Annotated in this window: 9 protein-coding genes and 1 tRNA gene; 8 read left to right on the plus strand and 2 right to left on the minus strand. The window is 41.5% G+C overall.

From position 1 onward, the window contains the following. Positions 1 to 196 precede the first annotated feature (196 nt). The 3 genes from IWX76_RS11955 to IWX76_RS11965 all read left to right on the plus strand — a co-directional run bounded on the left by IWX76_RS11955 (position 197) and on the right by IWX76_RS11965 (position 2,465). Positions 197 to 781, plus strand: coding sequence for a hypothetical protein (locus IWX76_RS11955; RefSeq protein WP_196860168.1), 585 nt, complete (start codon positions 197 to 199; stop codon positions 779 to 781). Between the two features lie 58 nt (positions 782 to 839). Beyond that, positions 840 to 910: transfer RNA gene (locus tag IWX76_RS11960), tRNA-Cys, on the plus strand. A 664-nt stretch (positions 911 to 1,574) separates the two neighbouring features. Next, positions 1,575 to 2,465 carry a DNA/RNA non-specific endonuclease gene (locus tag IWX76_RS11965; protein WP_196860169.1) on the plus strand — a complete coding sequence of 297 codons (891 nt, stop codon included), beginning with the start codon at positions 1,575 to 1,577 and terminating at the stop codon, positions 2,463 to 2,465. Positions 2,466 to 2,538: 73 nt separating this feature from the next. On the opposite strand, the gene IWX76_RS11970 is transcribed toward IWX76_RS11965, so the two are convergent. Both IWX76_RS11970 and IWX76_RS11975 read right to left on the minus strand, forming a co-directional pair. Further along, the gene (locus tag IWX76_RS11970) at positions 2,539 to 2,844 is read right to left on the minus strand and encodes a hypothetical protein (protein WP_196860170.1); all 306 of its coding nucleotides are present in this window, start codon (positions 2,842 to 2,844) and stop codon (positions 2,539 to 2,541) included. A 181-nt stretch (positions 2,845 to 3,025) separates the two neighbouring features. Next, positions 3,026 to 4,246 carry an RtcB family protein gene (locus tag IWX76_RS11975; protein WP_196860171.1) on the minus strand — a complete coding sequence of 407 codons (1,221 nt, stop codon included), beginning with the start codon at positions 4,244 to 4,246 and terminating at the stop codon, positions 3,026 to 3,028. 632 nt (positions 4,247 to 4,878) lie between these two features. Between IWX76_RS11975 and IWX76_RS11980 the strand changes: the two genes are divergently transcribed. The 5 genes from IWX76_RS11980 to IWX76_RS12000 all read left to right on the plus strand — a co-directional run bounded on the left by IWX76_RS11980 (position 4,879) and on the right by IWX76_RS12000 (position 11,841). Then, positions 4,879 to 5,910 (plus strand): LacI family DNA-binding transcriptional regulator, encoded by a 1,032-nt coding sequence (locus IWX76_RS11980; protein WP_196860172.1) that lies wholly within the window; start codon positions 4,879 to 4,881, stop codon positions 5,908 to 5,910. A 5-nt stretch (positions 5,911 to 5,915) separates the two neighbouring features. Further along, the gene (locus IWX76_RS11985) at positions 5,916 to 6,656 is read left to right on the plus strand and encodes an SDR family NAD(P)-dependent oxidoreductase (RefSeq protein ID WP_196860173.1); all 741 of its coding nucleotides are present in this window, start codon (positions 5,916 to 5,918) and stop codon (positions 6,654 to 6,656) included. A gap of 25 nt (positions 6,657 to 6,681) precedes the next feature. After that, positions 6,682 to 7,764, plus strand: coding sequence for an endo-1,4-beta-xylanase (locus IWX76_RS11990; RefSeq protein ID WP_196860174.1), 1,083 nt, complete (start codon positions 6,682 to 6,684; stop codon positions 7,762 to 7,764). Positions 7,765 to 7,835: 71 nt separating this feature from the next. Then, positions 7,836 to 10,661, plus strand: a complete 2,826-nt coding sequence (locus tag IWX76_RS11995) for a glycosyl hydrolase 115 family protein (RefSeq protein ID WP_196860175.1) — start codon at positions 7,836 to 7,838, stop codon at positions 10,659 to 10,661. A gap of 85 nt (positions 10,662 to 10,746) precedes the next feature. Then, positions 10,747 to 11,841, plus strand: coding sequence for a glycoside hydrolase family 43 protein (locus IWX76_RS12000; RefSeq protein WP_334641843.1), 1,095 nt, complete (start codon positions 10,747 to 10,749; stop codon positions 11,839 to 11,841). Positions 11,842 to 11,945: the final 104 nt, after the last annotated feature.

Here is an 11,945-nt window from a genome sequence, read left to right on the forward strand (position 1 = left end):
TGATCTGGAGGATTAAAAAAACAATGTTTAACACATAAAGGCGTTAAAGTTGAATTAATTTTATAGAACTATTATGCTGATATTAGCCCAAAAATAAAATAATGGAAGCCATGAGAAGTTCATGAGCTTCTAGTAAACAGCAGCAATGGTTTATGGCGCACGATCGCTTATACCTGTAAAAATAAATTTACTACTCATGAAAAAACACAGCCTATTATTACCCATCTGCTTAGTCGTTGCGCTATTTATGGCTTGTACAAACGATCCTAAATCTTCGGACACTACAGCTGCAGCCGATAGCGTGAACATTAAAGACACTACTTCTACTGCGAATTTTTCTGAAGAAGATGAAATTAAAGTGATTGGTAACATCAATTTTGGAATCAGCAAAAAGGAATTTGACAAAGAAGAACAGGCATTTATGGCAACTTTAGATCATAATGAGCACCAAACTACCTATGCCATCGGGGGTTACTTGTTTTCTGATTTAAGCGGCAAGTTTGATCTTGATAAACTCAATGAACTGAACATGACCGGGGATTTTATCCATCAGGACCGCTATGAAGCGGAGTTACTTCCTCAGGTGGAAATTTTAAAAGACCTGGTGGCAAAAAAATACGGTGAACCACACCAAGGGTCTGGTGCTCCAGCCTACCAGAACCTGAAAAAAGACCAGTCCAATACAGCTTACAGCTGGACAATAGGTAGCAAGATCATCAACATCAACGTGGTAAACCGTAAAGAATACTCCAGCTGCGACTTAAAAATAGTTAAAAAATAAAGTCTATAAAATTAGTAGTCTTTATTTTTATTACTATATTTGTCTAATAAACATTTATAGTCATGTGGCCGAGTGGTTAGGTATGGGTCTGCAAAACCCGTTACGATGGTTCGAATCCATCCTTGACGTCAAGGCGTAAGCCTACTATTTTAGATATTTGGTTAGATCTAAATGTTTGGTTCGATAAACCTGCACCATATCCATGGTTGCAGGTTTTTTTGTGCCTTGAACATAAATTTTCTAATGTATATCCATAGTGGGAACGCCAGTTAAACGGTCGTTAACTGCCCGTTAAGACGGGGTTATAAGGGTGTTTAGACGGCCATAGCCGTTTTAAGGCCCTTCAAAGGCCCTTCTAACCCCCTTCTAAGGCCCTTCGAAAGCCCTTATACCTAGGAAACAGTGTGCAGCTGTTTTTTCTTAGCGGTCAGCATTGAACAGCCCCTTGCAATTTTCGACAAGCCATTCACACCCGGCTTAATTACCTTATAGTTGACAATCGGAAATACAATATCAGCAACCCATCAGGGATCAAACCTGAACTTAATCACGCTAAGAAGACCTCAGTGATTATTTCTAAAAAGGTTCAGATTTAAGGTGGGTTAATTTCCTAATTACATTAATTATTGTTCAGGTTAAGGGGTGGCCAGAAAAATGAAAAGCACTGAAGACAGTTAGATGGAACATATTGTTTTAAGCTGTGTTACAGCTAAATTATTGATTAGCTTAGGGTATGATTAGGGAAAAGCTGTATAATGGGTATAACCGTAATTTTTTAAACGCTGGGTCTGGAATGGCAACAGTAGATGTTCCGCAATTAAATAGCGAACAACTGGAAGATGTGGTAAACACCATCGACCTTAAGGAGCCACTCCTTCATTATATAAACTATAGTATTCAGTTATCTGCAATACATAAATTTCCATTTTTTACAGCCACGAACATTGACGGTAAATTATTCAAAAAAGTCCCACGAACTGATAATTGGCGTAAAGACCCGAGAATTAATGCTGATGAGCAATGGGGAAAAGAACTCTACCTGGCTGCAAAAAGCGATTTCGACAAGGGGCACCTCACCAAAAGGGAGGATGTGCAATGGGGAGAAACGATTGCCCTTGCACGCAGCGCAGCCGATACTACATTTTATTATACTAACGCAGTACCACAACATGCAGACTTGAATCAAGATATCTGGCTGAGTTTGGAGGATTATATCCTTCACACCGAAACTGTAAATAATGCTATACGGGTGTGTGTATTCAGCGGTCCAGTATTATCGAGCAATAATCCTTTTTTTGTAACGCCCATCCTGGGCGACACCATTCAGCTACCCATTTTATTCTGGAAGGTAGTGGTTTACCCGAAAGCGGATGGGAAACTGCACCGGGTAGGATTTATGATGAGCCAAAACAGGCTGTTGATTGACAGTGGCATTGTAAAGGGTCTTGCCAGAAAGTTTGCAGAAAAAGACTTGTTTATGCAATTTGATGATGCGGCTACCTATCAGGTGAATGTGTCGCTGATTGAAACATTAACGGGTATGACCATGCCTGAAGCTATTGATAGTTATACCGATGAAAGAAGTACCAAACTGGTACTGGAGGAAATTGACATTGATCCAGATGCGGAGCGGATGTCTGGCGTGGAGAATTTGGGCTTTGTGATACAGCATTTGCGGCTGTGAGTTTAATGATTACTTAGTTAAAACAACAGGCCCGGCTTTCCAGCCGGGCTTGTTGCCATCAAAAAATAGTCGTTTATTGAGCTGTGGTCACTGTTGTAACGGTTGTAGTAACAGTTTTCGTACCCACTTCCTCAGTAGTTACGGTTCCATTACCTTCAGGTTTGTAAATTGCACCTGTAGCAAAATCTACAATCAATCCAGGCCAGAAAAGTACAATATCAGCAATTAATGCTACAGCGCGAATGGGTCTGGTTGGCTCGCCTGCCTTAGGAGGTGTGCGTTGCGCCTGCGTTACTTTTCCACCAAAAACAGTAGCACAAGAACTTAAAGAACTTATCATGATGGTGACTACTAATGCTTGAAGTATTATTTTTTTCATAGAGGTTAATTATTTAATTCACGGAATATAAGTCAAATAAATATTAACCTCTGTAATGGATACTGTAACAATTTCCTTACCCGGCAATATGATAACTATGTGGCAATAATTTAACATTTGAACGGCATTAAGAATGCCATTTAAATGCACCAATTATTTAGTGGTGCTTCTGTTCTTGAGGCTAGTCTTTATAAGGATCAAATTCATCGCCAGCCATGGCCACTCCAATTGGAGTAAGTTTAGTAATGACTTCAATAGTTTGCCCGATTCCCTGGTATTCCAACACTTCGGTTAGCTTTTTATAACATTGAGGCGATTCATCGGCACCTGCCCCGCGAAGCTGGATATTAAGGTCACGCATTTCTTGTTGTGTATCAGCAAAATTAACACAACCCCCACCAACCATAGTTGGTACTTTTCGGCCAGCTTTTTTATCGAAAACCCACTTTTTCTTCCCTGCAGCCTGCGTTCTTGACATTACCCGGCCAGCACCATGAACGGTAGAATATAATCCCTTTGCAGAAACTGGCGACTCCAGGCCACGCACCACAACAGATTGATCGCGCATATTGGCACCAATAAAACCAAGTTGTCCAGGAAACGCTGGCGTACACCCTTTTCTGGCCACATAATAATCTTCATCAAAGTGGGTTTCTTTCCAGGCGAAGTTGTGATGGTTATGAATGACTAAGGAAACTTCAGGGTTCCCTAAAATTTCCAGGACCTTATCGATCACAAGATCACGTCCGGCATAGGCATAAGCACCTGCCAATGTCATGGCCTCCCAATATTCTTGACCTAATGACTGATTTAGAGGAAGTAGTATTGGTTTTCCATCCATACTTCCCTCCTGGTGTCTTTCGCCCCACTTCTTTCCAGCCGCCATGGCCATGTATCCCGAGGCTATTTTGTGACCGAAACCTCTGGAGCCAAAATGATTGGCCACCCAGATATAACCTTCTTCATCGCGCATTAGGTCGACAAAATGATTACCTGATCCAACAGTACCCAATTGATCACTCGCTAATTTTGCCATGGCCGATAGGTGCTTTAAAGGATGTTCGCTTATCTTAGCCAGAACTTCATGATCGACACGTTCATTGTTTTTCCGGCCAACGCCGAAGGAGATCCTGCGCTGAATATCATCCATGACTTTGGTGATGTTGATATCCCGGAGGGTTAGATTAGTGCGCACAGCTTTGTTGCCACAACCAATATCAAAACCAACACCTGATACTGATACATGGTTCTTATAGGCAATGGCACCACCAATGGGATGGTTATAACCATAATGACCATCGGCAGTTAAAACGCCGATAGAATCTTCTAATAAACAATTTTGAAGCTGCTTAATGGTTTTATCGTCAATTATTTCTTTGCCAAATATGTGTACGGGATTCATATCGCGAGGAGTTAAAGATCGTGTAATGATCTTACTTAACACGTAAAACGGACAGGAGGTTTTGAAAAAGGAGAAGCGGGTAGTTTCGAATATACAAATGGCCCTAAAAAAAGAAAGGGGTGCCGCATCCACGCACATCCCTATTCTAACCAAATATAAACCTGTATGAACGGGTTTTTCTTAATTCTCTTTAAGCTTGGAAAGGTTTCAACCTTTATACCGCAACTCAAAGCAGACATAAACATTAACTGTTAATCAGGCTCCCCTGATGTTTGATAGTACAAATATGGTAATTATTTCTTAGTGTACAAAATACACGTAGAATATTTAACAAAAATTTAACACTTAATTTCAAAAAAGGCTTGTAATTCATCCGCAATACTTACCAAAATACCGTCCGACCTTATTAAATCATCAAAAATCAATCAAGAGCCACAGATAATAGTTAATAAACTACTCGTATAGGAACTAAATATCTTTTTTAAAATTTTTAATCTTTCAATACCTATCAAACGAATCTGCTGGCACTTTAGTCTGATGTGTGCACAATCTCTATAAATATAATTTTAATGCAACCGATTGCATTTTAATAATATTTACCTTAACTTGCTGCAACAAGTACAACACATCAAATGAGAAATAAAGAAATCACCATATACGATCTTGCTCAGAAATTAAACATTTCGGCAGCTACCGTTAGCAGGGGGCTTTCTGATCACCCGGCCATTAACAAAGAAACGAAAAAGAAAATATTCGACCTGGCAACAGAACTGGGTTACCGTTCTAATAAATTTGCCAGTAATTTACGAAAACAACACACACATACCATAGGTGTCATTGTGCCCCGCCTTAACAGTCTTTTTATGTCCTCCGTCCTCTCTGGGATTGAAAAAATTGTTAACAACGCAGGGTATAACCTTATTATCGCACAGTCTTTTGAACAGGAAGCAAAAGAACGCACCAATACCACCACCATGTTTAACAGTCGTGTTGATGGTTTAATTGTTTCCCTTTCTTCCGATACAAAGGATTTTAGTCACTTTGACACCTTCATTAAAAAGAATATCCCCATTGTATTTTTCGATCGTATTGCTAAAGAAATCGATGCCACCAAGGTATTGATCGACAATTTTAAAGCCGGCTATCAGGCGACGAGTCATTTGCTAGACCAGGGATGTAAGGAAATCATGCATATTACAGGTAACATTACCCGCAATGTATATAAAGACCGTTTTGAAGGGTACAAAAAAGCATTAGAAGAACGGCAGCTGGACTTTGATCCAAGTTTGTTCTTCTCAAACGACCTTTCTGAACAAGCCGTTCAAGACACCATCAACGAGGTATTAAAGCGAAAAAAACTGCCTGACGGACTTTTCATTACCAACGATTCGGCCGCAGCCTATGCCCTGACCATATTAAAACAAGCGGGACTCAAAGTACCAAAAGACATTGCTATTGTAGGTTTTAATAATGATTTGATCTCTCAGGTTACCGAACCAGCCATCACGACCATCAATTACCCTGGTAACGAAATGGGCGAAACCATTGCCAGGATAATACTTAATCGTTTAGATGACGATGGCGATTCCAGTTTTACCAGTACGGTGACCTTAAATTCTGACCTGGTGATCAGGGCCTCCTCTTTAAGAAAAAAAGATAAATAAGATATATGAATAAGCAAATAGCCATCGTTACAGGCGGTGCCGCAGGATTAGGGTTAGCCATTACCAGGAAATTAGTGCAGGAAGGCATCCATGTGGTTATGATTGGCCGCAATGAAGCTAACCTCAAATCGGCAGCGACAGAACTTGGCGAATTATGCAGCTACCGTGTTTACGACCTACAGCAACTGGCAGGTATACCTGCCTTAGTAGACGGCATTGTGGCCGAACATCAACAGGTAGATATTCTGGTTAACAATGCCGGCATCAACATGAAAAAACCATTTTTGGAAGTTACAGATGAAGATTTTGCACGTATAATAGAAACTAACCTTTATGCTGTTTTTGCCATTAGCCGCGAAACCATTAAACACATGGTTAAAGTTGAAAGCGGTGCAGTTGTAAATATTAGTTCCATGGCCTCACAATATGGCATACCTAAAGTAATTGCCTATTCTGCAGCTAAATCTGGAATTGAAGGCATGACCCGGGCTATGGCAACAGAGTTATCGCCAATGGGAATCCGCATCAATTGTGTGGCACCAGGATTTATTAAAACAGCTATGTCTGCAAAAGCATTGGATGCAGATCCAGAGCGTAAAAACAAAGTGTTCTCCAGAACCCCGATGGGCAAAATGGGTGAACCTGAAGATGTGGCAGAAGCGGTCTATTACTTATGTAGCAAAGCCTCAAAATATGTAACTGGTATCGTGATGCCAGTCGATGGAGGGAATTCCATCGGATTTTAAACCTGTAACCGTAACCTAACCAAATATGTTCCTAAACCTGACCAAAAAAAGCTCTTTTTTGTTAACCCTCTGCATATCGGTGGGCCTGCCCTACCTCGCTTTTTCACAGCCAGCGTTAAAAGAGGTGTACCAAGACTATTTTCCCATTGGTGTTGCCGTAGGTGCCAGAAATTTAACTGGCGATGAAGCCAAGCTGATTAAAAAACAGTTTAACAGCATCACTGCAGAAAACGCGATGAAAATGGGGCCTATCCAACCGGTAGAAGGTAAATTTTACTGGAAAGATGCTGATGCAATCGTCGATTTCGCCATGCAAAATGGATTTAAAATGCGGGGACATAACTTAAGTTGGCACGAACAAACACCTAAATGGATGTTTATTGGTAAAGATGGAAAAACGGTAAGTAAAACAGTGTTGCTTCAACGTTTAAAAGACCACATCACCACCGTGGTAAGCCGCTATAAAGGTAAAATTTACGCCTGGGATGTGATAAACGAAGCCATCGACGACGATCCAACTAAATCTTTGCGGCAGTCGCCATGGTACCAGATCCTCGGCGACGACTTTATCATTAAAGCTTTTGAATACGCACATGCTGCTGACCCTGATGCACAGTTATTTTACAACGATTACAATACTGAGTTTCCAGAAAAAAGAGATAGGATTTATACTTTATTAAAAAGAATGATTGATAAGGGAGTGCCAATTCATGGTGTAGGCCTTCAAGCACATTGGTCTTTACAGGAACCCTCTGCTGAAAACCTGCGTGCAGCCATAGAACGTTATGCTTCTCTCGGACTAAAAATACAGTTTACGGAACTCGATCTTTCTATTTACCCCTGGGAGAAAAACAAAAGAGCACGTAAACCAGGTGAATCCGCCATATTAACACCAGAACTGGAACAACAGCAGGCAGATCGTTATGGGCTTGTCTTTAAGATCTTCAGGGAGTACAAAGATGTCATTACCAATGTGACGTTCTGGAATATTTCTGACCGTTATTCCTGGTTGGATGAGTATCCAGTGAGTGGCAGAAAAAACTATCCTCTGCTCTTTGATACTAAACTTCAGCCGAAAAAAGCCTTTTGGGCTGTTGTCAACTTTTAAAAGCGCATTCGCAAGCGTGAGCCCAAAATAGAACACGACCACCAAATATTATTAAACCAAATTATTAACGTATGAAGAAATTACTGATCCTCCTCCTGCTTGTCACGGGCACACTTGGCAGCTATGCGGCCGGTGCAGATCCTTTTGTCGCAAAAACCTATAGTCCTGGCAGTTTTACCTTAGCTAAGAACGGTAAGGTTAGCGGTTTATTGGTTAGTGACAACGATTTTATAGGCGTCATGCACGCTGCAAAAAACCTTTTGAAAGACCTGGAACTGGTTACCGGTTTAAAATCAGCGCTGCTTAAAGCAAATTCAAAACAACGCATGGTTATTATAGGCACCATTGGTCATAGCGAGGTGATTGACCAGTTGATCAGCGAGAAGAAAATACAGGTTGCCGGCATAGCGGGAAAGTGGGAAAGCACACTCCTACAAGTGGTAGCCAACCCCTTCCCAGGTGTAGACAGTGCATTGGTAATTGCTGGAAGCGATAAACGCGGAACCATTTTCGGTATTTATGAATTATCGTACCAGATCGGCGTTTCGCCCTGGCATTATTGGGCAGATGTACCCGTTAAAAAGAGTGAATCACTGTTTATAACCGCTGGTCGCCATGTGATTGCTTCGCCAGCAGTAAAATACCGGGGTATATTCCTTAACGATGAGGCGCCTGCCCTATCAGGTTGGGCCAATAAAACATTCGGTGGTTTCAACCACAAGTTTTACACGCATATATTTGAACTGATCCTTCGTTTAAAAGGAAATTACCTCTGGCCAGCCATGTGGGGCAATGCATTCATTGCAGATGACCCGATGAATCCGGTACTTGCTGACGAGTATGGTGTGGTGGTAGGAACTTCACACCATGAGCCTCTAACACGTGCACATGATGAATGGCGCCGGTATAAAGGTGGGAAATGGAATTATGAGCAAAACGAAAAGCAACTGAGGGAATTCTGGGAAACTGGCTTACAACGGGTAGCCGATAAAGAAGTGATTCTTTCTGTGGGCATGCGTGGCGATGGCGATGAGCCCATGACCGAAGGAACTGCCACCAGCTTACTGGAAAGGATAGTGAAAGACCAACGTAGCATCATTGAGAAAGTAACTAAAAAGCCTGCTGACCAAACACCTCAGATCTGGGCTTTATATAAGGAGGTACAGGAATATTACGACAAGGGCATGCGTGTACCCGATGATGTAACATTATTGTTGGCGGATGACAACTGGGGTAACATCAGAAAGTTACCGAAATTGGGCGAAGCACCAAGAAGCGGCGGTTATGGTATTTACTACCATTTTGATTATGTAGGTGACCCTAGAAATTACAAGTGGATAAACACCAACCCAATCCAGAAAACTTGGGAGCAAATGAACCTGGCCTATGAATATGATGCTAACCAGGTGTGGATTGTGAACGTTGGTGATTTGAAGCCGATGGAATTCCCAATTGAATTCTTTCTTGACTATGCCTGGGCACCCGATGCGCTGCCAGCGGAAAAACTACAGCAATACACCATTAACTGGGCAAAAAAACAGTTTGGAAGCACTTATGCCAGTGATATCGCACGTTTAATTGACCTGACCTTAAAGTATAACGGACGGATTAAACCAGAGTTACTGGATGCTGATACGTATAGCTTAAACCACTATAAGGAATTTGAGACGGTGGTTGCAGACTTCAAAAGTTTGCTGGTACAGGCAGAATTTATTAACAGCAAACTCCCGGCTAACCAAAAGGACGCCTATTACCAATTGGTGCTCCACCCTATTCAGGCGGCAGGAAATTTAAATGAACTGTATTTCGCCGTGGCCAAAAACAGAATGTACGCTAAACAACAGCGCAATACAACCAACGAACTGGCAGAACAGGTGAAAGCGCTTTACCAAAAGGATGAAGACATTACCAACTATTATAACAAGGTAATGGCTAATGGAAAATGGGACCATATGATGGATCAGACCCATATTGGATATACCTATTGGCAACAACCTGAGCAAAACTCCATCCCTAAAACGGAAACCATTACGGTGGCTACAAAACCTGCCATGGGTGTTTATGTAGAAGGTAATGAGAAGGCCTTACCTGTATTTGATTATTACCACCAAGCTACCTCATACCTGGAGGTGTTTAATAAAGGAACCGGTAACATCAAATACACAGTCAAAAGCCCAGGCTATTTAATTCCAAGCACAAAAAGCGGTGAAATTAGCACGCAGGAACGTATTGAGTTTAGCGTAAACTGGGCAAAAGCGCCAAAAGGTAAAACCAATACATCAATTGTGGTAACGGGAAACGATGGTACAAAAACTACTATGCCAGTAACGATAGACAACCGTAGGTTTAGCGATAACAAGGTGACTGGTTTTGTCCAGAAAGATGGTTATATCGCTATGGAAGCAGCACATTTCAGCAAAAAGGTAGACAACAGGCCTATATTTTGGAAAGTGATACCTGGTTATGGAAAAACTAAAGATGGCGTGATGACTGTTCCCGTAACAAGTAGTCCACAGACCTTATCGGCAACTACACCACACCTGGAATACACGATTTACACGCATGATAATGGCGATTTTAACCTTCACAGTTACATTTCACCAACCATTGATTTCACCAATAGCGACGGACTGAAGTTTGCCGTATCAATTGATGACCAGGAACCGGTGATTGTGAATATCAGCAGTGATTATAAAACCGAAGAAGCGTGGCGCAGATCGGTGGCCGATAACATTAAAATATTTAAAACCACCCTTAAAATAGATAAACCTGGAAAACACACCATTAAATACTGGATGGTTAATCCTGGTGTTGTGCTGCAGAAATTGGCATTGGACATGGGTGGCTTAAAACCAAGCTTTTTAGGTCCACAAGAAACATTTGTAAACCAAAAATAACCATGAATGAAACCTTCATAAGCTTTAAGCGCTAACATGCAATAATGATGATCGTTTCCATACCTAAATTAAAATTTAAATACTAATGAAAAAACTAAAAACGCCCGCCATGCTACTTTTGGTTGCCATGGCCACCACGGCTTGTCAGCAAAGCGACAAGCAAACTGCAGGACAGGAATCAACGGATTCTACCGCGACCAGCAAATACCTGTCTGATCCTGTCATTGAAGAAATTTACACCGCTGACCCCTCTGCACATGTTTTTGACGGCAAGATTTACATCTACCCATCGCATGATATTGATGCGGGAACACCTGAGAACGATATGGGCGACCATTTCGATATGAACGACTACCGTGTGTTGTCTATGGACAGTGTCACCGGAAAAGCGACGGACCATGGTGTGGCGCTATCGGTGAAAGATGTTCCATGGGCTGGCCGCCAAATGTGGGCACCTGATGCCGCCTATAAAAATGGAACCTACTACCTTTATTTCCCCGCAAAAGATAAAAATGATGTGTTCAGAATTGGTGTGGCCACGGCAAAAACACCAACAGGTCCTTTTAAAGCAGAGCCTAAACCAATTGAAGGAAGTTACAGCATGGATCCGGCAGTATTTACCGATACCGACGGAAACAGCTATATGTACTTTGGTGGCATATGGGGTGGTCAATTGCAGCGCTGGAACGACGGCAAGTATGACCCGAATGGTTCTAAAACAGATTCCCAGAAAGAAGATGAAACCGCTTTAGCACCTAGGGTAGCAAAAATGAGCAAGGACATGTTAAGCTTTGATGGTCCGGTGAAGGAAGTCAAAATACTCACCAAAGAGGGTAAGGAAATATTAACGAAAGACCACGACAGACGCTTTTTTGAGGCTTCATGGGTACATAAATACAACGATAAATACTACTTTACCTACTCCACTGGTGATACGCATTACCTGGCCTATGCCATAGGCAATAGTCCGATGGGTCCATTTACCTATCAGGATAAATTTATGAACCCTGTACAGGGTTGGACTACCCACCACTCGATTGCAGAAGTAAAGGGTAAATGGTATTTATTTTACCATGATACCCAATTATCAAACAAAACACATTTGAGAAACGTGAAAGTGGCACCTTTAGAACACCAGGCTGATGGCAGCATCAAGTTGATTGAACCCTTAAAAAAATAGAAATTATATCGTTTTAAAGCTATTAAGGCTGTATCATTTAAAAATGATGCGGCCTTTTTTGGTCACTACAAATTCAAATGAATACTAAGTATACTTATATAAAT

This window comes from Pedobacter sp. CAN_A7 (assembly GCF_015752175.1).
Taxonomy (GTDB): Bacteria; Bacteroidota; Bacteroidia; order Sphingobacteriales; family Sphingobacteriaceae; genus Pedobacter.

Coding starts and splice junctions, on each gene's coding strand:
- IWX76_RS11970 (WP_196860170.1), bottom strand. CDS start 2,844: ATGAAAAAAATAATACTTCAAGCATTAGTAGTCACCATCATGATAAGT.
- IWX76_RS12000 (WP_334641843.1), top strand. CDS start 10,747: ATGAAAAAACTAAAAACGCCCGCCATGCTACTTTTGGTTGCCATGGCC.
- IWX76_RS11995 (WP_196860175.1), top strand. CDS start 7,836: ATGAAGAAATTACTGATCCTCCTCCTGCTTGTCACGGGCACACTTGGC.
- IWX76_RS11955 (WP_196860168.1), top strand. CDS start 197: ATGAAAAAACACAGCCTATTATTACCCATCTGCTTAGTCGTTGCGCTA.
- IWX76_RS11990 (WP_196860174.1), top strand. CDS start 6,682: ATGTTCCTAAACCTGACCAAAAAAAGCTCTTTTTTGTTAACCCTCTGC.
- IWX76_RS11965 (WP_196860169.1), top strand. CDS start 1,575: ATGGCAACAGTAGATGTTCCGCAATTAAATAGCGAACAACTGGAAGAT.
- IWX76_RS11975 (WP_196860171.1), bottom strand. CDS start 4,246: ATGAATCCCGTACACATATTTGGCAAAGAAATAATTGACGATAAAACC.
- IWX76_RS11980 (WP_196860172.1), top strand. CDS start 4,879: ATGAGAAATAAAGAAATCACCATATACGATCTTGCTCAGAAATTAAAC.
- IWX76_RS11985 (WP_196860173.1), top strand. CDS start 5,916: ATGAATAAGCAAATAGCCATCGTTACAGGCGGTGCCGCAGGATTAGGG.